Annotated in this window: 23 protein-coding genes; 20 read left to right on the top strand and 3 right to left on the bottom strand. The window is 34.2% G+C overall.

The window, feature by feature from the left end; translation table 11 throughout:
- Positions 1-89: 89 nt before the first annotated feature.
- The 15 genes from smc (at position 90) to ACTCDL_RS00605 (ending at position 13,953) form a co-directional block, all read left to right on the top strand.
- On the top strand, positions 90-3,662 hold the full coding sequence (smc, locus tag ACTCDL_RS00675) for a chromosome segregation protein SMC (protein ID WP_463173292.1): 3,573 nt from the start codon (positions 90-92) through the stop codon (positions 3,660-3,662).
- 293 nt (positions 3,663-3,955) lie between these two features.
- Entirely contained in the window at positions 3,956-5,089 is a 1,134-nt protein-coding gene (locus tag ACTCDL_RS00670) for a peptidase S7 (protein ID WP_463173291.1), read from the top strand.
- 12 nt (positions 5,090-5,101) lie between these two features.
- A complete protein-coding gene (ftsY, locus tag ACTCDL_RS00665; RefSeq protein ID WP_463173290.1) occupies positions 5,102-6,247 on the top strand; it encodes a signal recognition particle-docking protein FtsY in 1,146 nt (381 codons plus the stop codon).
- Between the two features lie 234 nt (positions 6,248-6,481).
- Positions 6,482-6,850 carry a YlxM family DNA-binding protein gene (gene ylxM, locus ACTCDL_RS00660; RefSeq protein ID WP_463173289.1) on the top strand — a complete coding sequence of 123 codons (369 nt, stop codon included), beginning with the start codon at positions 6,482-6,484 and terminating at the stop codon, positions 6,848-6,850.
- Positions 6,847-8,193, top strand: coding sequence for a signal recognition particle protein (ffh, locus tag ACTCDL_RS00655; RefSeq protein ID WP_463173288.1), 1,347 nt, complete (start codon positions 6,847-6,849; stop codon positions 8,191-8,193). The genes ylxM and ffh overlap by 4 nt, the downstream gene beginning before the upstream one ends.
- Before the next feature lie 104 nt (positions 8,194-8,297).
- The gene (rpsP, locus tag ACTCDL_RS00650) at positions 8,298-8,567 is read left to right on the top strand and encodes a 30S ribosomal protein S16 (protein ID WP_097018571.1); all 270 of its coding nucleotides are present in this window, start codon (positions 8,298-8,300) and stop codon (positions 8,565-8,567) included.
- Positions 8,568-8,602: 35 nt separating this feature from the next.
- Positions 8,603-8,833 carry a KH domain-containing protein gene (locus ACTCDL_RS00645; protein WP_463173287.1) on the top strand — a complete coding sequence of 77 codons (231 nt, stop codon included), beginning with the start codon at positions 8,603-8,605 and terminating at the stop codon, positions 8,831-8,833.
- Positions 8,834-8,951: 118 nt separating this feature from the next.
- Positions 8,952-9,458 carry a ribosome maturation factor RimM gene (gene rimM, locus ACTCDL_RS00640; protein WP_463173286.1) on the top strand — a complete coding sequence of 169 codons (507 nt, stop codon included), beginning with the start codon at positions 8,952-8,954 and terminating at the stop codon, positions 9,456-9,458.
- 9 nt (positions 9,459-9,467) lie between these two features.
- The gene (gene trmD, locus ACTCDL_RS00635) at positions 9,468-10,208 is read left to right on the top strand and encodes a tRNA (guanosine(37)-N1)-methyltransferase TrmD (RefSeq protein WP_463173285.1); all 741 of its coding nucleotides are present in this window, start codon (positions 9,468-9,470) and stop codon (positions 10,206-10,208) included.
- A 1-nt stretch (position 10,209) separates the two neighbouring features.
- On the top strand, positions 10,210-10,785 hold the full coding sequence (locus tag ACTCDL_RS00630; RefSeq protein ID WP_463173284.1) for an RNA methyltransferase: 576 nt from the start codon (positions 10,210-10,212) through the stop codon (positions 10,783-10,785).
- A gap of 191 nt (positions 10,786-10,976) precedes the next feature.
- Positions 10,977-11,321 (top strand): 50S ribosomal protein L19, encoded by a 345-nt coding sequence (gene rplS, locus ACTCDL_RS00625; protein WP_463173283.1) that lies wholly within the window; start codon positions 10,977-10,979, stop codon positions 11,319-11,321.
- A gap of 144 nt (positions 11,322-11,465) precedes the next feature.
- Positions 11,466-11,972 (top strand): signal peptidase I, encoded by a 507-nt coding sequence (gene lepB / locus ACTCDL_RS00620; RefSeq protein WP_463173282.1) that lies wholly within the window; start codon positions 11,466-11,468, stop codon positions 11,970-11,972.
- On the top strand, positions 11,972-12,826 hold the full coding sequence (gene ylqF / locus ACTCDL_RS00615; protein WP_463173281.1) for a ribosome biogenesis GTPase YlqF: 855 nt from the start codon (positions 11,972-11,974) through the stop codon (positions 12,824-12,826). The genes lepB and ylqF overlap by 1 nt, the downstream gene beginning before the upstream one ends.
- Before the next feature lie 112 nt (positions 12,827-12,938).
- The gene (locus ACTCDL_RS00610) at positions 12,939-13,721 is read left to right on the top strand and encodes a ribonuclease HII (RefSeq protein ID WP_463173280.1); all 783 of its coding nucleotides are present in this window, start codon (positions 12,939-12,941) and stop codon (positions 13,719-13,721) included.
- 4 nt (positions 13,722-13,725) lie between these two features.
- A complete protein-coding gene (locus ACTCDL_RS00605; protein WP_463173279.1) occupies positions 13,726-13,953 on the top strand; it encodes a hypothetical protein in 228 nt (75 codons plus the stop codon).
- An 11-nt stretch (positions 13,954-13,964) separates the two neighbouring features.
- Here ACTCDL_RS00605 and ACTCDL_RS00600 read toward each other — a convergent pair whose 3' ends face one another.
- Positions 13,965-14,264, bottom strand: coding sequence for a hypothetical protein (locus ACTCDL_RS00600; protein WP_463173278.1), 300 nt, complete (start codon positions 14,262-14,264; stop codon positions 13,965-13,967).
- Positions 14,265-14,866: 602 nt separating this feature from the next.
- On the opposite strand from ACTCDL_RS00600, the gene ACTCDL_RS00595 reads away from it, so the two are divergent.
- Together ACTCDL_RS00595 and ACTCDL_RS00590 are read left to right on the top strand one after the other, a co-directional pair.
- Entirely contained in the window at positions 14,867-15,220 is a 354-nt protein-coding gene (locus ACTCDL_RS00595; protein WP_463173277.1) for a YraN family protein, read from the top strand.
- A gap of 11 nt (positions 15,221-15,231) precedes the next feature.
- Positions 15,232-16,764, top strand: a complete 1,533-nt coding sequence (locus ACTCDL_RS00590; RefSeq protein ID WP_463173276.1) for a YifB family Mg chelatase-like AAA ATPase — start codon at positions 15,232-15,234, stop codon at positions 16,762-16,764.
- 115 nt (positions 16,765-16,879) lie between these two features.
- Here the strand turns inward: ACTCDL_RS00590 and ACTCDL_RS00585 are convergent, their stop codons facing one another.
- Entirely contained in the window at positions 16,880-17,569 is a 690-nt protein-coding gene (locus ACTCDL_RS00585; protein ID WP_463173275.1) for a hypothetical protein, read from the bottom strand.
- Between the two features lie 156 nt (positions 17,570-17,725).
- Positions 17,726-18,802 (bottom strand): diguanylate cyclase, encoded by a 1,077-nt coding sequence (locus ACTCDL_RS00580; protein ID WP_463173274.1) that lies wholly within the window; start codon positions 18,800-18,802, stop codon positions 17,726-17,728.
- Between the two features lie 389 nt (positions 18,803-19,191).
- Here ACTCDL_RS00580 and ACTCDL_RS00575 point away from each other — a divergent pair, with 389 nt between their 5' ends.
- From ACTCDL_RS00575 to ACTCDL_RS00565, 3 genes are all read left to right on the top strand, one after another.
- The gene (locus ACTCDL_RS00575; protein WP_463173273.1) at positions 19,192-19,980 is read left to right on the top strand and encodes an HAD family hydrolase; all 789 of its coding nucleotides are present in this window, start codon (positions 19,192-19,194) and stop codon (positions 19,978-19,980) included.
- 385 nt (positions 19,981-20,365) lie between these two features.
- Positions 20,366-21,553 carry an MFS transporter gene (locus ACTCDL_RS00570; RefSeq protein WP_463173272.1) on the top strand — a complete coding sequence of 396 codons (1,188 nt, stop codon included), beginning with the start codon at positions 20,366-20,368 and terminating at the stop codon, positions 21,551-21,553.
- 435 nt (positions 21,554-21,988) lie between these two features.
- Positions 21,989-22,432: a MarR family winged helix-turn-helix transcriptional regulator gene (locus ACTCDL_RS00565; RefSeq protein ID WP_463173271.1), complete on the top strand. Its 444-nt coding sequence runs from the start codon at positions 21,989-21,991 to the stop codon at positions 22,430-22,432.
- The last annotated feature ends 8 nt before the right edge of the window (positions 22,433-22,440 follow it).

Raw genomic sequence — 22,440 nt, 5'->3', positions numbered from 1 at the left:
GACTAAAATTATTATGATGTTTTTATTATACAAATATATTTGATTTATTGGATGAATTCATGATTTTTATGCAAGAAAGGGGGAAATGTATGTTTCTAAAGAGTATAACAATCAAAGGATTTAAGTCCTTTGCTGATAGAGTAAAAGTAGACTTTGAACCTGCTATTACCGGGATTATAGGTCCTAATGGTAGTGGAAAGAGTAATATTTCTGATGCTATCCGCTGGGTATTAGGTGAGCAGAGTGCCAAAACCCTAAGAGGGGGTAAGATGGAGGATGTTATCTTTGCAGGTAGTGGTAAAAGAAGGGCTTTAGGCTTAGCAGAGGTTACTTTAACCCTTGATAATCGAGATGGTGCTTTGCCAATTGACTATAAAGAGGTGACTATTGGTAGGAGAGTAACTCGCAGTGGAGAGAGTGATTACTTAATTAATAACAATAGCTGTCGTTTAAAGGATATTAAAGAGCTATTTATGGATACAGGGATAGGTAAGGATGCTTATTCGATAATTGGGCAAGGGAAGGTTGAAGCTATATTAAGTGAAAACTCTGTAGATAGAAGGGAGCTTTTTGAAGAGGCTGCTGGAATCAGCAAACATAAAAACCGTAAAGAAGAGGCTGAAAAGAAGTTAGATAGTACAGAGCAGAAGCTACAGCGAATAAAGGATATTATCCATGAAATAGAGAGGCAAGTAGAGCCTTTAGAGAAAGAGTCTAAGAAGGCGAAAAAATATCAAGAGTATAGAAGTGAACTAAAAGAGTTAGAAGTTAACTTATTAGCTAATATTTATTTGGAATTAGAGGAGAAGCTTGACCAAGATATTACTAGTAAGCAGAGATTATCCTATCAATTAACAGAGGCTAAATCAGCTGTTAGTGAATATGATTTAAGGATAGATAAAGAGAAGAAACGCCTAGAAGAGCTAACTCTAGATTCTGACCAGCAAAAAGAGAATATCTTTGAGGCTAAAAGTAGTGTGGAGCGGATTGATAACAAGTTAGCTTTAGCCAAACAGCAACAAGATAATATTATAGAGCAGAAGAATAGATTAGAAAATGAGATTAACCGTTTGGAAGATAGAATTAATTTAAATAAAGAAGAGATTGCTAAAAAAGATAGTAAAGAGGCAGAGTTAGTAGAGAAGGTTAAAGCAAAGTCTCTATTGCTTGAGAAAAAGAATGGAGAGCTAGCTACTTTATCTAAATCATTAGAAGAGAAATCTGAGATTAAGAAGGGGTTTCAAGATAATCAACTAAATCAAATCACCAAAATTAATAGGCAGCAACATCAATTAGAAACAGCAAGTAGAGATATTAAACGTTATCAAGAGGATATAACTGCCTTGCTGGAGCAAAAAGAATCTATAATTATAGAAGTTGATAAAGCATTAGAAAAGATGGAAAATAAAGAAGGTAAGCTTGAAGAGATTAAAGAAAAGGTTAACGGTTATCGTAAGGAACATAACAGAGAGAAATCCAATTATAGTCAGCTTCAAAATAACCTAAACTCTCTAAGAGATCAATATGAAGAGATAAAAGATAGTTTGAATTCTAAGAAATCAAGACTAAAGGTGCTTGAGGGAATGGAAGAGAATTATGAAGGGTATTATAGAGGTGTTAAAAATCTATTCAAGCATATTGAAGAGACCGCTCAAATAGAAGGAGTTTGTGGGGTAATAGCAGAATTAATTAATACACCCCAAGAGTATGAAACTGCTATTGAAGTTTCCTTAGGTAGTACTTTACAGAATGTAGTTGTAGAAGATGATCAAGTTGCTAAAACAGCAATTGCCTACCTAAAATCAAGTAAAGGTGGACGAGCTACCTTTCTTCCTCTCAATTTAATATCTTCTCGTTCTTTAAATCAACGAGAACTCTCTGCTTTAGAGATAGAGGGTGCTATCGGTATTGCCAAAGATTTGATTAGTTATGATTCTAAATACAGAAGTGTTATTGAGAATCTCCTTGGTAGGGTAGTAATTGCTAAAGATATTGATGCTGCTGTTGAAGTATCTAAGGCTGCTAACAAAAGGATCAAGGTAGTAACTTTAGATGGTGATGTTGTTAACCCAGGAGGAGCTATGACTGGAGGGAGCCGAAATCAGAACAATAATCTATTAGGTAGATCAAGAGAGATTGAAAGCTTATCTGATGAGGTTGAAGAATTGAACCTTCGATTAAATGAAAGAGAAGCATTAGGTTTAAAGGTCAAAGATAGATTAGTTGAATCTGAAAAAAAATTGACTAAGTTAGAAGATAGAATCCATCAATTGGAGTTAGAAGAGGCGAATTACTTAAAGGATTATCAGCAGGCTAATAGAGAGGTTGAACGTTTAAAAGGTGAGCTAGCTGATAAAGATTATAATATAAAAAGAATTGAGCAAGAAGTTGCTAACTTAGAGTCTGAAAGTAAAGAGTTATCCCAAGCATTAAGCAGGTTGAATAATGATGATTCTAGTATTAAGGAGAAGGTCATAAAGTTAGAAGAAGAGATAAAGAAGCTTGAGAAGAATAAGGCTTTATATACAGATGAAATTACAGAGTTAAAGGTAGCTATAGCTGCTTTAAAGCAAGAAAAGGGTAGCTTATCTGAAGAACTAGAGTCTAAAGAGAAGGCAATAGCTTATGCTAAAGAGGAGATTAATAATAAAAAAGAAGAGATTAAGCGTTTAGAAGGTAAAGACAAACAACTTAGCTTTAGAAAGCAAGAGCTAGATAAAGAGAAGGAAGAGATGAGTAAAGCGGTTGTCCGTTTAAAAAAACTTCTTGATGAGTTTAGAATAGAGATTTCAGAGATTAAAGCTAAGATTCAAGACTATCAGCAGGAGTCTAAAGATATTAGAGCCAAATATGAGAATTTACAAAAAGACTATAATAAGGTTGAGATTGATGTAGCACAGCTACAGGTTAAATTAGAGAATATTCAAAGCAAGCTACAAGAAGAGTATGAGCTGAGTGTTGAAGAGGCAAGTGTTGATATTAAAAAGATTGCTGACCAGAACCAAGTTGAAAAAGAGATTAAGAATCTCAAGAGATCAATGAAGAGGTTAGAACCTGTTAATTTAGGGGCAATTGAAGAGTATGAAACTCTAAGTAAACGATTTAATTTCTTACAGGAACAGCATCAGGATTTAGTTGAATCCAAAGAGTCCTTAGAAGAGGTAATTAGCGAGATAGAGGATGAGATGAAAGAGAAGTTCTTAGACAATTTCCATAAAGTAAAAGTAGAGTTTGAAAAGATATTTACAGACTTGTTTGAAGGTGGTCAGGCTCAACTATCATTAGAAGATGAAGATGATTTGTTAGAGACAGGAATTGAGATTAATGCTCAGCCACCAGGTAAGAAGCTACAGAAGTTGTCATTGATGTCTGGTGGCGAGAAGGCTCTGACAGCAACAGCATTAATCTTCTCACTGCTAAAGGTTAATCCAAGTCCATTTTATGTCTTAGATGAGCTTGATGCCCCTTTAGATGACGCAAATGTAAATAGGTTTGCTAATTATTTAAATCAATTATCAGAGATTGCCCAGTTTATTGTAATTACTCATAGAAAAGGGACTATGGCAGCAGCCAATGCCTTATATGGAGTTACTATGCAGGAGTCTGGAGTATCACAATTATTATCATTGAAGGTAGATGAGATTGGAGATTATGAAGAGTAATGAGTGACAAGTGATGAAACTAGGCAGAATTTTAATTCGGACTATGGGGATATTGCGACACTTCCTTAGAGTTGACGGTTGACAGTGGACAGTTTACAGTAAAAAGACAAAACCTTATACTTTAAAGGGATTTAGTGCTTTTGAACTTAACTGTCAACCGCCAACTGTTAACTGTACACTGAAGTAAAAGTGTCGCACTATCCTTCTATTATCTCAGTTTTTACTTCAATATAAAATCTTAGTATATTGTCTTAGATAAACAGGAAAAATATAGTCTCAAAGGAGGGCGTATAATGAAAGTTAAAGGAATAGCAAGTTTTATAATAGATAGATTGGTTGATAGAAGTAACCACTTAAGTCAAGGGCGTTCTGCAGGAGCGATAGGTTTTATTAATCAAGAAGGATATATTGACTCAATAACTGAAATAGTTAATGGTGGGATATCTGGCTTACCTTATCGACAGATGTTATCTAAGGTCGCCAAGACTGATGGAGAATCTTTACTAGAAATTATCAATCAGCTACCTGAAAATGCAGTGATTATTACTACAAATCCTGGAAAGACTGGTATTATCGTAGGTACAGGTGGTCTTGATATCTTCAATATACCATTAATTAGTATTGGAGTTAAGATGGGTAAAGCAGCTGGAGTAGGATTAATTTATCCTAAAAAGGAGTACTTTGATTTGTCTACTGAATCTGAAGATATTCAGTTACATAGATTGACAGCTAAGACTATGGAGGAAGAGAGAGAGATTTTACGAGAATCCTTCAATTTACAGCTCAACTATTTGGATATCTGTAAAGAATTAAAGCAAGTAGATATTCCAGAAGGAGAGCTGAACTTAGCCCAAATTCCAGAGAAAGAGTGGCAGATACCAGCAATTGAAGTAAATTCTATTGATGAAGAGTTTGCTAAGCGCTTGGTTGCTAAATCCACTGAAGTAGAACAAGGAAGAGAAGTTGCAGCAATTGGAGAGATAATCGATGGTCATATCATCCAAAAAGGAGAGATAGTTGTTGGAGGGATGGGTTATGTTCCTTCTAGGATGTTGGCTTCTAGCTATACTGATATTTCAGGTATCTCTTTAAAAGAGGCTTATACAGATATTATTCCTCACAATATTGCAATTGTACATACCCATCCTGGTGGAACAGGAGTAATGCATATGGGTGATGCTATGGCTGGACCAGGAAGCTGGGGCAGGCCAGTAATAGCTATCGGCCATGATAAGGAAGGTACTATCAAAGGTGCTACTGTAATTGAGCTAAGAGAAGAGGTAGCTGAGTTGGCTGATGAATATGAAGAGGTAGGTCAAAAATATTATCTTGCTGAGACTCCAGAACAAGAAGCAGAGATTAGAAAAAGACGTTTTGGAATTGCACAAGAGTATACAGATTTATGTAAGTCATTGGAATTGAAGTAAGGGGGAGAGATTATGTTAAAGAAGATTTTTGGATTTGCTAAGAAAAAGAAGAAGAAAGAAGAAGAGATGCAAAAGGGTGAAGAAGTTACTAAAGTTGAAGAGATTCAACAACCTCAAACAGAGGAAGAGATTAAAGAAGATGTGAGTGAAAAGAAAGAAGTAGTAGCTGAACAAGAAGAGGTAATTGAAGAAGATATAGTTCAAAAAGAGGAAGTAGAGGTTGAAGAGTCGCAACCAGAAGAGACTAAGCTCAGTTTCTTTGGTAGATTAAAGAAAGGTTTAAGTAAGACTAGAAATGGTTTTGTGGCACAAGTAGAGAATCTTTTTAGTAAATTTACTAGTATTGATGAAGAGTTATTTGAAGAGTTAGAGGAGATTTTAATTCAAGCAGATGTTGGTGTACATACTACAATGAATTTGGTAGATGATTTAAGAGAAAAGGCTAAAAAAGATAATATCAAAGAGCCTAAAGATCTAACTGAGTTATTTAAGAATCAATTAATTGAGATCTTAAGTAAAGGTGACGAAAAAGAAGATAGTGACGAAGCCACAATTTTGATGGTGGTAGGAGTAAATGGTGCTGGAAAGACTACAACTATTGGTAAGATAGCTCAAAGAACTAAAGAAGCAGGGATGAAGGTTTTATTAGGAGCTGGAGATACCTTTAGGGCTGCTGCTATTGATCAGTTAAAGGTTTGGAGTTCTAGAGTAGGGGTAGATATTATTGCCCACCAAGAAGGAGCAGATTCAGCAGCTGTAGCCTATGATGCTGTACAAGCAGCTAAGTCTAGAGGAGTAGATTTATTAATTGTTGATACTGCAGGTCGGCTACATACCCAATCAAATTTGATGCAAGAGCTAGAGAAGGTTAAGAGAGTAATTACTCGTGAAGCTGGAGAGATGAAAGTAGAGGTATTATTGGTATTAGATGCTACTACTGGACAAAATGCTGTCAATCAAGCCAAATTGTTTAATGATGCAGTAGCTATAGATGGTATTGCTCTAACTAAGCTAGATGGAACAGCTAAAGGTGGAGTGGTAATTGCAATTAAAGAGGAACTAGGAATTCCTATCAAGCTAATTGGTGTAGGGGAGTCTGCAGAAGATTTGCAAGACTTTGAGGCAGAATCATTTATTGAAGCATTATTTGGAGAATAAAGCAGTAACGAGTGAAGAGTGACAGGTGACAAGTTAAGTTCTTTACTAGTTATTAGTCACTTGTTACTAGTTACTAAAGGTCCTAATATCTATATATAAAGTCATAGTTAAACTTCATTCCAAAATTGGATAACTACAATAAGTGTCAAATTTATTTCTTGACAATAGATTAATCATATGGTATATTATCATCTGTAAAGGGAAATTCCTTAACAGTAAATGAAGGTGATTTTGTTGTTAAATATAGATAAGGTTGTTAGAGTTGCCAGATTATTCAGTTTTTATGCACCACTTTTAACAGAACGGCAACAAGAGTTTATTCGATTATATTATCATCATGACTTGTCTTTAGGTGAGATTGCTAAGCAACAAGGGATTAGTCGCCAAGCAGTTTATGATAATTTAAAACGTTCAGAAGAGTCCCTAGAGGATTATGAAGAAAAATTGCAATTACTTAAGTATTATGATGGTATACGAGATGAGCTTGATAAGCTAAATAACATAGTAGATAAGATAGAACCCAGATTGGATGAAGATAATGTAAGGAATTTAAAAGATGTTTTGGCTAGATTGCAAGCCTACCAAGAGGGGGAATTGATGTGATCTTTGAAGGATTAGCAGATAAGCTACAAGGAGCTTTTGATAAATTAAAGGGAAAAGGCAAGCTATCAGAAAAGGATGTTAAGACAGCTTTAAGAGAAGTAAAGTTGGCTTTGTTAGAGGCTGATGTAAACTTTAAAGTTGTTAAGAAGTTTGTTAAAAAGATTGAAGCAAGGGCTGTAGGGCATGAAGTATTAACTAGTTTGACACCAGCTCAGCAGGTAATTAAGATAGTAAATGAAGAGCTAACAGAGTTGATGGGAGGAACTCAAAGTAAGATAACCTTTGCTTCTAATCCTCCAACAATTATTATGATGGCTGGTTTACAAGGTGCTGGTAAGACGACCACTGTTGGTAAATTGGCTAAATTACTAAAATCTCAAGGTAAGAATCCTCTGCTAGTAGCTGCTGATATCTATCGACCAGCTGCAATTAAGCAGTTACAGGTATTAGGTCAGCAGGTAGAGCAGCCAGTATTCACTATGGGGGATAAGCAAGACCCTGTTGATATAGCCAAGGCTGCAATTAGCCATGCAGAGTCTAATGGTAATGATGTAGTAATTATAGATACTGCGGGTCGCTTACATATAGATGAAGCCTTAATGGATGAGCTAAAGAATGTTAAGAAGGCTGTAAAGCCCCATGAGATATTATTGGTGGTAGATTCTATGACTGGGCAGGATGCCGTTAATGTTGCCAAAAACTTTGATCAGGCTTTGGGTGTTGATGGTGTTGTGTTAACTAAGTTAGATGGCGACGCTCGTGGTGGTGCTGCTTTATCTATCAGCTCAGTAACAGGAAAACCGATTAAATTTGGAGGTTTTGGAGAAAAGTTAGAAGATTTAAGAGAGTTTCATCCAGACCGGATGGCATCTAGAATTTTAGGAATGGGTGATGTACTAACTCTAATTGAGAAAGCTGAAGCTCAATTTGATGAGAAAAAAGCTAGGGAATTAGAAGAGAAGCTAAGAAAGCAAGAGTTTAGCTTTGAGGATTTCTTAGACCAGATGAAGCAGGTCAGAAATATGGGACCTCTTGAAGAAATAATGGGAATGATTCCTGGTGTCGGCAAACAGTTGAAAGGAATTAAGGTTGATGAAAAAGAGTTAGATAAGATTGAAGCAATTATTAATTCTATGACAGTAGAAGAACGTCGTAATCCTGAGTTGATTAAGGGTAGTCGTCGCCGTAGAATTGCAAAGGGAAGTGGAACAACAGTTCAAGATGTAAATCGTTTATTAAAGCAATTCCAGCAGACTAGAAAGATGATGAAACAGATGGGTGAGATGAGTAAAGGATTAGGTTCAGGTAAGATGAAAGGTAAGTTTAAATTACCTTTTATGTAAAACAATGTCAGAAATCAGTGTGAGTGTGAATTGATTAAATTCAGATTTATTTTACTCACACTCAAGACTCACACTAATTACTACTTTAAAGGAGGTGAAGTATAATGGCAGTTAAGATTAGATTAAAAAGAATGGGTTCTAAAAGAAATCCTTTTTATAGATTAGTTGTTGCTGATTCTCGTAAGCCTAGAGACGGACGATTCATCGAAGAGCTTGGATACTACAACCCTACAACTGATCCAGAAACAGTTAAAGTTAATGAAGAGGCTGCACTAAATTGGTTAAGCAATGGGGCACAACCTTCTAATACTGTAAGAAATATTTTAAGTCGTCAAGGGATTATGAAAAAGTTTGACGAGATGAAGAGAAAATAATTTTTGCTTAAAGTTTAGCTTTGGAGGTGCTCTTTTTGAAAGAGGTATTGCGAACAATCGTTAAATATATTGTGGACAATCCTGAAGAGATTCTAATAAATCAAAAAGAAGAAGGTCAATCTACGATTTTAGAATTAAAGGTTGCTGCTGATGATATGGGTAAAGTTATTGGTAAAGGTGGAAGAGTTGCCAAAGCTATTAGAACTGTCATTGGTGCAGCAGCAACTAAAACAGACAAACATGTTTTAGTTAAGATTATAGATTGATTTTATAAAATCTACTTATTTGATAAAAGGCTAGAGTAAATCTCTAGCCTTTTGCTAATTTCTGATAAATACTTTAATTTATATCTACTAATAGGATATAATAAATGGGGGTGCTCTTATGACTGAGAAATTAATCACTATAGGAGAGATTATTCGTTATCAGGGAAATAAAGGAGAGGTTAGAGTTAAGCCTTTAACTGATTTTATTGAAAGGTTTGAAATGTTAGATAGAGTCTATTTAGTTAAAAATAGAATCAAAAAAGAGGTCTATCTAGAGGATGTCTGGTATCATAAGCAGTTTGTTATCTTAAAGTTTGAAGGCTTTGATGGAATTGCAGAAGCTATTGACCATAAAGGCTATTTAATCCAGATAGCTGAAGAAGATAAGGTGGAGTTAGCAGAAGATAATTATTATGTAGATGAGATAATTGGGGTGGAGGTCTATACTGAAAGTGGAGAGTATTTAGGAAGTGTACAAGAGGTCTTGGAGACTGGCGCCAATGATGTTTATATAATAAGTAATGATGGTGAAGAGCTATTATTACCTGCGATCAAAGATGTTATCTTAAATGTTGATTTAAGTACACAGAAGATGGTAGTTAAACTATTACCAGGATTGAGGTAAGGTGATATAATGAAGTTTGAGATTTTGACATTATTTCCTGAAATGTTCGAAGGGGTTTTGGGGAATAGTATTTTAAATAAAGCACAACAGAGAGATTTAATTGATATAGAGACTATCAATATTCGTGATTATGCTACTGATAAACATAAGCAGGCTGATGATTACCCTTATGGTGGTGGAGCAGGAATGGTGATGAAGCCAGAGCCTATCTTTAGAGCAGTTGATGATTTGGAGATAGATGAAGGTATTCCAGTTATCTTATTAACACCGCAAGGTAAGACCTTTAATCAACAGATGGCAAAGGATTTTGCTAAGAGGGAGAGATTGGTCTTGTTATGTGGTCATTATGAAGGTATTGACCAAAGAGTTAGAGATGAGTTAGTTACCCATGAGGTCTCAATTGGTGATTTTGTTTTGACAGGTGGAGAGTTGCCTGCTATGGTTTTAGTCGATGCTATCTCAAGAATGCTACCAGGGGTGTTAGGAAGTGATGAGTCCTATATAGAAGATTCTTTTTACCATGGGATATTAGATTATCCCCAATACACCCGGCCACAGGAGTTTAGGGATTTAGAGGTTCCTAGTATCTTATTAAGTGGAGACCATGGAAAGATTGCCCGTTGGAGAAGAAAAGAAGCATTAAAGAAGACATTATTAAGAAGAGCAGATTTGTTAGAAGAGATTGAACTATCTGCAGAAGATAAAGAGCTATTAGCAGAAATTAAAGAAGAATTGCAGAAGGAGGGCTAAGATGGCAGAACCTAGATTTTATCTAGCATTATTACATAATCCTGTTTATAATAAGCGGATGGAAGTTATTACTACAACTGTGACCAACTTTGATTTACATGACATTGCCCGTTCTAGTAAAACCTATGATGTAAATAAATATTATATTGTTAACCATCTAGAATCACAGCAGAAGCTAGTAGGGAGAATGAAGGAGTATTGGTCAGGTGATTTTGGGGCAGAATATAATCCAGATAGAAAAGAGGCTTTTAGTATCCTCGATATTAAGGCAGAATTAGCCGAGGTTGTAGCTGATATCAAGAGCATAGAAAAAGAAGCCCCAGTCTTGATAACCACTGATGCTAGAACTTATCCTAATACGATAACATATAAAGCTTTAAGAGAGAAGATACATAGTGGTGATAGACCTTATTTAGTTCTATTAGGTACAGGATGGGGCTTGACTAAAGAGGTTATGAACTCAACAGAGTATATCTTAGAGCCAATCTATGGCAGAGGAGACTATAACCATCTATCAGTTAGAAGTGCTGCAGCTATTATTTTGGACAGGCTATTAGGTGAAAGCTGGTTTGGTTAAGCCTAAGCTTGAGTATAAGTATAGATTTAAGAACTACTTAAGCTTAGACTTAATCTTAAATTTAAGTTTATGACAATTTAATAAATTCTCTTGTAATCTATAAATTCTTATGTTATAATATCCTAGTGTGAAGACAGACGGTCCTCTGGCCCCAAGGGTTTAAGAACGTTTTGAGAGAGGAGGCAAGACCAATGAACATAATTGATGCTATCGAAAGCCAACAATTAAAAAATGATATTCCTGAATTTAACTCTGGTGATACTGTTAAAGTACACGTAAAAGTTAAAGAGGGTGGGAAAGAGAGAATCCAAATTTTCCAAGGAATCGTTATCAAAAAGCAAGGTGGAGGAGTCAGAGAGACTTTCACTGTAAGAAAGATTTCTTTTGGAGTTGGAGTTGAACGTGTTTTCCCAATTCATTCCCCAAAAATTGCTAAAATTGAAGTAGCAAGACGTGGAGATGTAAATAGAGCTAAATTATATTACCTAAGAGAACGTAGAGGTAAGGCTGCTCAAGTAAAAGAAAAGAGATTCTAATTAACTTAGATTACAAGAGGGACTGGCTATTTAAGCCTGTCCTTTTTTTCTATTCTACATAATTAAGGATAAGCATGAGTTTAAGTCCAATTTATGCTCAGGTTTATCCTTAAAACTTAATTATAATAAGGGAGTGGAGTTGAATTGTTTAAGGAATATTTAAAATCGATAGTAATTGCTCTTTTAATCTCTTTTTTTATCATTACTTTTGTGGTACAGGCCTTCTATATCCCATCAGGTTCTATGATTCCGACCTTAAAGCCTGGTGATAGAATCTTTGCCAATAAGTTTATCTATAGGTTTCGTGAACCTAAAAGGCAAGAGATAATTGTATTTAGATGGCCAGTTGATCCCAAGCGTAGGTTTATCAAAAGGCTAATTGGTTTACCAGGTGATAAAGTGAAGATAGTTGAAGGGCAGGTATATATTAATGATAAGCCTTTAGAAGAGAATTATACATTAGAAAGAAGCTATACCGATTTTCCTGAGGTTAAAGTACCTAAAGGGCATTATTTTATGTTAGGTGATAATCGTAATAATAGTGAAGATAGTAGGTTTTGGGGCTTTGTACCTCGTAAGAATATAGTAGGAAAAGCATTTGTTATTTTCTGGCCTTTAAATAGGATGGGTCTAATTAGGGAGGGAAATTAATGACAATACAATGGTATCCAGGTCATATGGTAAGAGCCAAAAGGCAGGTTGAGGATAGATTAAAATTAATAGATGTAGTGATTGAACTATTAGATGCAAGAATTCCCTTTAGTAGTAGAAATCCTGATATCGATGATACGTTAAAAGGGCAAAAGAGGATAATAGTCCTTAATAAGATCGATCTGGCTGACCCAGCAAGAACCAAGGAGTGGAAGAGATACTTCTCCAAGATTGCTCCTACAGTAGCAGTCAACTCTTTGACAGGACAAGGGATAAATCAGATTTTGAAGTTGGCTAGGGATTTAATGGATGAAGAGTTTGTAGCTTTAAAAGCGAAAGGTAGAAATGAACGGAATATCAGAATGATGATTGTAGGAATCCCTAATGTAGGAAAATCCCAATTAATTAATCAACTAAGTAATAAAAGTAGTGCTAAAACTGGTAATAGACCTGGGGTTACTAGAGGTCAGCAGTGGGTTAAGCTTAAAAAAGGTTTTGAGTTATTAGATACACCTGGTATCTTATGGCCTAAATTTGAAGATCAGCAGGTTGGTTTTAGATTGGCTCTTGCTGGAGCGATTAAAGAGACCATCTTTGATAGTGAACTACTTGCTTATAAATTAGTGGAACTATTAAGTGAAGTTGCCCCAGAGAAGTTAGAGGAGAGATTTAAATTAGATTATTTAAATCCTGACAACTATGAATTGGTAGCCGATATTGGTAGAAAGCGTGGTTGCTTACAATCTGGTGGTCGAATTGATCGGGACCGAACTTCAGATATAATTATCAAAGAGTTTAGAGATGGCAAGTTTGGCAATTTAACTTTAGAGTTACCGCCACAGGAATTAGATTAGTGACGAAGTAACAAGTTACGGGTGACGAGTAAAAACTTTTATTGTAGCTTATTAGTAGTTACTTGTCACTAGTTACTCATTACTGAACTGAATTATATAAGGGGGATAAATTATGGATTTATCTAATTTAAGTATCAAAGAGATTAAAGTTAAGTTAGATGAGATGGAAGAGGTTACTGATGAATTAGTTGAAAGTCTAGCTTTAGATTCAAGAAAGGGTGTACAGCGCTTAGCCCAACAACTGATACGTCAGCAGAGAAAAGAAGAGGAGCTAAAAGCAAAGTATAAGAAGATGAGTATCCATGAGAAGAGAGTAAAAGAGAAGGGGTATAGGGTAATTGGAGGTATTGATGAGGCAGGCAGGGGACCTTTAGCTGGACCTGTGGTAGCAGCTGTAGTTATTCTACCAGAGGATGAACAGATTTTAGGCTTAGATGACTCTAAAAAGTTATCTGAGAAGAAAAGAGAAGAGCTCTTTAGAATAATTCAGGAGAAGGCAATAGATATAGGGGTAGGAATTGTTGATAATAAGAGGATTGATGAGATTAATATTCTACAGGCTACATATCAGGCAATGAGGGAAGCTATAAATAGTTTAGAGCATAGACCAGATTACTTATTAGTTGATGCTGAAACGATTCCAGATATCACTATTGCTCAAGCAGGAATCATTGAAGGAGATGCCCATAGTGTCTCTATTGCAGCAGCTTCAATTGTAGCTAAAGTCACTAGAGATAGAATGTTAGTTGAATATGATAGTAAGTATCCACAGTATAAATTTGCTTCAAATAAAGGCTATGGTACAGGAGAGCATATCCAAGCTTTAAAGAGATATGGGATAACCCCTTTACACCGTACTTCCTTTGGGATAGTCAGAGAATCCATGAATGGGTGATAAGATGCTTAAAGCTGGAGATATCATAGAAGGTACGGTATTGGAGGTTAAAACAGAGAGTGTGGTTATTAAATTTGGTAGAAGGGCAATTGAAGCAAGTTGTAAGGCAGAGCTAGCAGAAGGGGAGAAGATTAAAGTCAAGATCAAGGGCTGGTATAATGGTAAGCTGCTGCTTAAAGTCTTAAATAAAGATGATGGACTTGGCTCAAACTCTATAGATATAAGAGTTTAGGTTCTGATTTTTTAAAGAGAGACTAGTTGATTTAAATAGTCATACAAGTTATCTCTATTGTTTTTATCTTCAAATAAGAATAATTCTGTCTTTCCATAGGCTTCATTACCTAGTACTATACTGATTGTAAGGTCTAATCCCCATAATTCTTGATCAAATTCTTCTGCTAGCTCTTCAGCCTCAACCTTTTCAATTTTGACTGTAGAGTCTTTTTTTGTCATCATTACTAGCATTTCTGTAAAATTTAATAATAAATTACTATATTCTAAATTTTTTTCAATATACTCTTGGATAGCTTTATCATCTTCCATATTGTCACCTTCTTATCTGGTTTATTAACTATAAAATTAACTTATTTACCATAATTATAACATAAGTTATATTCATAAATGAAGTATTATTTGAAAATGATTATAATAATATATAGAAAATAAAAGCCCCATCAAGTTAACTTGATGGGGCTATCTATATTAAAAGGTAACCTCGAAGATTACCTTTAATCTTATTATATGCAAAAGTAGAAAAATAAGTACTCTTTCATTTAAAAGATTATGTTAGTATTGTATATTAAATGTAATTAACTTTAGATGAATAAGAAGTTGTAAAGTAAGACTTAATGGGGATATTGAGACAGTTTAAGTTTTAGCTACGGGTTTTAACCCGTAGTGTAACATGTCATCATCACCACAGGTTGAAACCTGTGGCTAGTAAATTTATCATTAATAAAAAGTGTCGCACTATCTCTATATAGAGACGAGTTTAAATTTAATTTTAAAGTTGTATGACAGTAAGTGGTTACGAGGCAGATGTAATGAGAAAAAAGAGTTTATTAGCCACTAAATATTCTATATATATGTATAATTACAGATAGAATGGTTACCATATCCTAGTAATGATATTAGGAGGTATTAATTTGGATACAAGAAGTTTAGGCAGAATGGGAGAAGAATTAGCTAAATTATTTCTAGAAAAAGAAGGATATCAGATTATAGAAGAGAACTTCTGGTGCCGTTATGGAGAGATTGATTTAATAGCTAAAGAAGAGGAATATCTGGTTTTTGTAGAGGTTAAGTTAAGTAATAATAAATCATATATGAGCCCACAGGAGAAGGTTGACTATCGAAAGCAGAAGAAGTTAGAGCAGGTAGCTAGATACTATTTGAGTAATAAGCAAGTAGAGAGTGATTTTCGCTTTGATGTAGTGGCAATCTCTGGAGACAAAAGAGATAGAGAGATAGAATTGTTTAAAAATGCTTTTTATTGTTAGGAGGAAATAGAATGTTAGCAAAGGCGATAAGTAATGCAGTATTAGGGATAGATGGTTATTTGGTAGAGGTGGAAGTTGATTTGGCTAAGGGATTACCTGCTTTTAATATAGTTGGATTGCCTGATGTGGCTGTTAGAGAGGCCAAGGAGAGGGTACGTTCTGCCATTAAGAACTCTGGTTATCCCTTTCCAATTAAGAGGATTACTGTCAACTTAGCCCCTGCTGATATTAAAAAGGAAGGAGCAGCTTTTGACTTACCTATTGCAATCTCTATTTTAGCAGCTTCAGGCCTGATAGATAATAGGAGGTTGGATGATTATGCATTGATTGGAGAACTCTCTTTAGATGGCCAGATTAGAGGTGTCAAAGGGGTTTTATCGATGGCATTAGCAGCAAAAGAGTCAGGAAAGAAAGGCTTTATTCTACCAGTTGAAAACTCTCAGGAGGCTAGTGTAGTAGAGGGATTAGAGGTAATTGCTGTCAAGAATTTAGAGGAGACTATTGCTTATCTTAATGGGACTTTAAAGATTGAGGCTATTAAAGAGAATTATCAATTGTCTAATAATCAAGAGTATAAGATTGACTTTTCTGATGTTAAGGGGCAAGAAGCTGCTAAGAGAGCTTTGGAGGTTGCAGCAGCAGGTGGTCATAATCTGATTATGATTGGACCGCCAGGGTCAGGAAAGACGATGCTGGCTAAGAGATTACCTACTATCTTGCCTAGCTTGACTAAAGAAGAAGCTATTGAAGTTACTAGGATTTTCAGTATAATCGGTCGATTGGCAAAGGAAAAATCTCTAATTACCAACCGACCCTTTCGTAGTCCCCACCACACAACCTCTGATGTTGGTCTAATTGGAGGTGGGAGGATTCCAAAGCCTGGTGAGGTCAGTTTAGCTCATCATGGTGTCCTATTTTTAGATGAACTGCCTGAATTTAAGAAAAATGTATTGGAGGTCTTACGCCAGCCTTTAGAAGAAGGAAGAGTTACTATCTCAAGAGCATTAACTAGTCTAGATTATCCTGCTAAATTCATGCTGATTGCAGCGATGAATCCTTGTCCTTGTGGTTATTATGGGGATATCAAACAGGAATGTGCTTGTACTCCTAAGCAGGTTAATCGTTATCTTGGTAAAATATCAGGTCCTTTGCTTGATAGAATTGATATTCACCTTGAAGTTCCTCGCTTGGAGGTTGAAGAGTTAACTAATTATCAAAAAAGTGAAGGCTCTGTTGATATCAAAAAGAGGGTAGAAGTGGCACGGGAGCTTCAAGCAGCTAGGTTTAAAGCTGAAGAGATTAACTGTAATGTAGAGATGACTAGCTCGATGGTAGAAAAATACTGTATTATGAATCAAGCTGCTGTTAATTTATTGGAGCAGGCGATTAGCAGCTTAAACCTAAGTGCTAGAGCCTATGATCGGATATTGAAATTGGCTAGGACTATAGCTGATTTAGTAGGTGAAGAGATAATCTTAGCAGAACACATAGCTGAAGCAATACAATATCGGAGTCTAGATAGGAAGTACATTGGTGGAGTTTGAGTTTAAAGTGACATTTAATGGGAGTAAAATAACACTTTTGATAGGAGGTTGGACGGTTAGGTTTGACCTAACTACCTACCTCCAAACTAGCTAATTTTCAAAGTAACAGCTAGTTCTAAGTATAAATAATATACCTTATAGTAAAATAAATCAGCAGAGTTGAGATGATTAGCAATCCATACAGAAGATACTTCTTTCTAATCTTCTCATAGAACATTCCTAAAAATACTGTTACCTCTAAAACTAGAATATGTCTAATAAAGTCAGCAATAGTTAAGACTCTATCACTAAAGAGTACCTTATAGCTGAAGAAGTCATAATTTAGTAATATTAGGATTAAAGTAAAAGAGAATAAGGTTCCAGAGAATATATTTTTGGTCAAGCTTACTTTTAATTCGCTGATCTCTTCTTTGGAAAATAGAGTGTTTTTGAAAGCATTTAGGGTAGTTAGCAGGAGAATATTGATTGAGTAGACAGGTATAGTTGTAGTTAGTGCAAGAGCTATCAGCTTAACTGGTTTATCAGACCAAAGTAGTGAGAAGTTCTTAGTATATAATTCTATAATCAGTATACCGGTAAAGAGCATTGAAGCTATTAGAAATAAAATTGATAGAGCTCTTTTACTATAAGAAGAAGCAGTTTGAAAATAATATGAGAATCTTTCAAGCAAAGGTTTATCATCAATGATAGTATTCTCTTCAAAGTCAGCTTTAGATTTGTTTTCATTCTCCTTTTCTGTGCTTATTTCAATTTCCTCTTGATTTAGATCGATTATTTCATTCTGATCTTTTCTATTATTAAACAAAATACCAGCCACCTTTCCCTACGATTTTAATATTCCTTGATGTATTAATTTTAATTCTATATTAGCTCTAAAACACCTTTGTTTTAAGAGAATATAAAAATCCAAACCATAGGATACTCTACTTTAAGAGTTATTATGGTTTGGATTTATTAATTATCAACCTGTACATACTCTATTTCTTCCTGTCTGTTTAGCCTGATATAAGGCATAGTCTGCTTCTTCAACTATACTATTTAAATTTGTAGTCTTATCTGGATAAGTAGTTATTCCAAGGGAGACAGTGATATTAATTTTTTGTTGATCTGCTAAGATAAATTGATGCTTTTCTACATTTTTTCTAATCCGTTCTGCCACTGCTAGGGCTTTTTTGTTAGGGCAATCAGGTAATAGAATACAGAACTCTTCCCCACCAGTTCTTGCTACTATATCAAGGTCTCTACATGAACTAGATAGAACTTTAGCCAATTTTTTTAAGACATAGTCACCTGCCACATGGCCATAAGTATCGTTTATTCTTTTAAAGTGGTCAATATCTAGGATGATAATAGAAAGATCTTCTTTATTTCTATCTAGTCTTGTTATCACATCATTGAGTTTGTTATCAAAGCTTCTAACATTATTAAGGCCAGTCAGAAAATCTTGAGTAGCCTCGATTTTGAATTTTTTATAAAGGCTATTTGATACTGTAATGTAGTTAGAAAAGTGATACACTAATAGCCCTGTAATTATAGACATCATTACAAAATAAATAGTTGATTCTAAGACCAAGTCATTCTCTTTAACAACAAGCAATAGGTCTGTAGATATAATTGCTGTATTAACTACATTCATATATAGCCACTTTCTTTTTTGGGAGATATGCAGTTGGCTGATTAGTCCACTAATTAGCCCCAATAAGATAATGATAGAGCCTGCTGTTATTGATAAAGAACCAATAGGAAAATAATAGATACGAAAAGCAGCTATTATCAGAGCAGTTATTATAGAGGATGTTAGTCCACCATAAATAGCTACAATAATAATTGCAAAGTGTCGTAGGTCTAAGACTATTTCAGGAGAAATTCTGACACTAAAAATCATTAATATACTGCCTAAAATCCCTGAAACAATACCACCAAAAATTCTCATCTTAAATGGAGCAGAGGGGGAAAGCGGAGTATCTTTAAAGATTTCTCCACCTAAAAATAAGAAGGAAATTAAAATACTACTATTGATAAAGAGGTCTTTTAGCATAGTACTAATAGCTCCTTTGTATTAAAATTTAGAAAAATGGTAATGATTCTCATTAAAATTATATAATAGCTGATGTCAAATATCAATATTTTGATTTTGGGTCTATAACCAGTATAATTGTTTTATTGGCATATATAGTTAGAGTTCTAAAATTTGAGTATATTGCTATATAGAGATAGTGCGACACTTTGTGTCGAGTGTGAGCTATGAGTGTGAGTGTGTGTAAAACTTCTTTTTATTGGGGTTTACTCAGACTCACACACCCACTCACACTAATTTTAAAAGTGTCGCAATATACTCATTAAGCATCACTTTAAACTTGAATATCCTATATAAACTAGTGTAAAATATAATAAATTTTATTTATTTAGATTAACAACAGGATAGTTGTGATTAGTATAGAATCTAGTAGTGTAGAGAAAATTTTAATTATAGTAGCAATTAGAATAGGAGTTGGTTTGATGGAGAAAAGGGATATGATCTTATTTGATTTAGATGGAACTTTGTTGAGAATAGATTTTGATGATTTCTTGAATAGGTATTTTAAGGCATTGACAGAAGAGTTTACAGATTTGGCTAAACCAGAATTATTTATCAAGGTATTGATGAAGTCTACTCAAGAGATGATATTAAATGATGGGACTTTGACCAATGAAGAGGCTTTTATGGCTTCCTTCTTCTCTATGATAGAAGTAGATGATATAGAAAGTACCAAAAGGAGATTTGATACTTTCTACAAAAATAAATTTCCATTACTAGGACAAGATGTCAGGGCTAATACTAAGGTTTTAGAGATGATAGAGTTATTGAAAGAATTAGGTTATACTATGGCTATAACTACCAACCCATTGTTTCCAAGAGAGGCTATCATGCAGAGGATTAGCTGGGCTGGTCTAAATCCTGAAGATTTTGTGCTAGTAACCAGCTATGAAGAGATGCATCATGCTAAGCCTAATTTAGCCTACTTTCAAGAGGTGATTGATAAATTGAATGTTAGTGCTAAATCATGTATTTTAGTTGGTAATGACTTGCAAGAGGATATTGTGGCAGGTAAACTAGGGATTAAAACCTTCTTAGTAGAAGACTATTTAATCGATCGAGAGTCAGAAGAAGAGATTATTCCAGATTGGAGAGGAAGCCTAGGGCAGTTTGTAGACTATATTAAAGAAAATTTCTAAGATATTATAAAAGCTACATATTTGCCAGATGATTGACCAATAAAATGGTAGATTATCTGGTTTTATTTATCTAAATCAAATTTATCATATATAGATTGAATTAAATAATTTCATTAATTAAAAATCAATAATTCAACTTATTTAGCAACGAATCTAGCGAATTTAAAACAAAGAAATTTCTAAACTATTAATTTATTCTTTTTGCCTTTTATTCGTGTTAATTCGTTGCAAAAAAGACTTTCTGATTCTTTAAAGAAAAACATTAGTTCAACTTATATAGCCATTATACTTAAGTATATAATAAAATTTATTTGATAAAAGTATCAGTAAGTGGTATTGAGTGAAGAATATAACTCTAGAATATAAGAATAGGAGCAGATAAGATATGTTAGATAATGTTAATCGCAAGAAATTGATTATACTAGTATTTTTTATGATGTTTATCTTTGGTATTATCGGTAATTTAAGAGGTCAGATTGGTCCTTTAATACAGCAGGATTATCAAATTAACCACTCTAAGCTAGGGTTTGTTCTAGGGTGTCTCTCTATTGGAGGAATTATTGCTAATTTTTTAAGTGGAATCTCGATACGGAGGTTCAGTTTAAAGAAGGTACTAATAGCAGGAACCTTGTTGTCAATTTTAAGCTTTATCTGGCTTAACTATATTAGTCAGTATTATTTACTTATTATAGTTATTTTGACTATAGGTATAGGTTTAGGTATTATAAATATTTCGATGAATACTCTAGCCTCTGAAGTGTTTACTAGAAACAAGGGTAAGATGATGAATCGCTTACATCTATTTTTTGGAATAGGTGGAGTAATTACTCCTATTTATGCCAATGCCATTTTAGGTCTAGGCTTTGAATGGGAGATGATTTATACCTTTTCAATCATATTGGTATCAGCTATTCTTATTTTTACTATGTATTCTAAATTTCCTAAAGCAGATACAGTAAGTGAGAATACAAAGAAGGAAGATATCAGCTTTAGAGGAGTATTAAAGGATGCTAGGGTAAGAGTCTTTGCCTTAATGTTCTTGGCTAATGGTGGTGGAGAGTTAGGTGTTGTTACTTGGTTGGTGCTTTATTTAAAGGAGATTCAAGGAAGAAGTGAAGTTGAGGCAGGTTTTTATTTTTCATTATTCTTTATCTTATTTAGTACAGGGCGTTTTTTGGCAAGTGTGATAGTAGAGAGAGTAGGGTATTTACGTTTAGTATTAATCTCAGCTATCGGTTCCTTAATCTCTGTCTTATTAGGGATTTTTGGTCCTGACTCCTTTGCTATCTTCTTCTCCATTTCAGGATTATTTATAGCTACCCATTTCCCCACAATGCAAGCAACGATGTTTGAAATCTTTGATAAGAATCTTCCCACTATCATTGGTCTGACGATGACCACAGGGAGTATAGGAGCTATTCTCTTAGGTAATCTATTTATTGGATTTTGTAATGATTTATTTGGTGTTAGATTTGGCTATGGAGTGGTTATATCATACTTCTTATTATTGGCAGGATTGATTATTTATCTAAATAGATATTTAGATAAAAATCGATTATTTAAGATGGATTAAATTCTAATTTGTACAATAAGGGCATATCCTATATATGCTCTTTTTTTAATTTTAAAGATATATTTTCTAAATAAAAAGGTACTATATAGAATATGAAAAAGAATTTAAATTAATTTAGCAACGCTCTAAGGTAATTTATCCGAAGAAGTACTCTTGGGGTGCGAATTAATGTCAATCACACGAATTAGGATATTAATAGATTAAATTAAAGATTTAAAAGCCCTTGATTTTAATTCGCGTCAATTCGTGAGATTCGTTGCAAAAAATTATTTGAGCTTGTTAGTATTACTATAACTGTTAATATGAAATTTTTATCGGTTTCTATATAGAAAGCACAATGGTTGCAAGTGCAACTAAATTATGTTAATATAGTAGTTGCAGACGCAACTAAATTAAAAAACAGTTATCTGATTAATTTTCTTTAAGGAGGTTAAGATGGAGTTAAATAAACCAGTTGGAAAGTGGATTTTAGGTATTCATAAGCATAATGAAAAATTTATTAGTGAGAGGTTAAAAGATTATAACTTAAATCGGAGTCAATCTAGCATTTTAATCTATCTTTATAATAATGGTGATGGGATTAATCAAGAAGAGTTGACTTCTGAGATGGGGGTTGACAAGTCTACAATTTCCAGGGGAATTAAAAGTTTAATTAAAGGTGGATATATCTTTAAAAAACGCTCAGAAGATGATAAAAGGGTCTACTTAATTTATTTAAGTGATAATGGAAATAAACTAAGGAATTTGATTAAAGATACATACCGAGAGTGGTTTTCTATAATAATGGAGGGTATTCCAGAAGAAGAGGTAGATATTATATTGAAGAATTTAGAGATATTGTTCAATAAGATTAAAGATGACGAATTTAAGATTCTATAATCTTACTT

The sequence above is a fragment of the Orenia sp. genome (genome assembly GCF_055140805.1).
The sequence above is the reverse complement of the archived record's forward strand: the minus strand, read 5'-3'. Positions and strand labels throughout refer to the sequence as shown.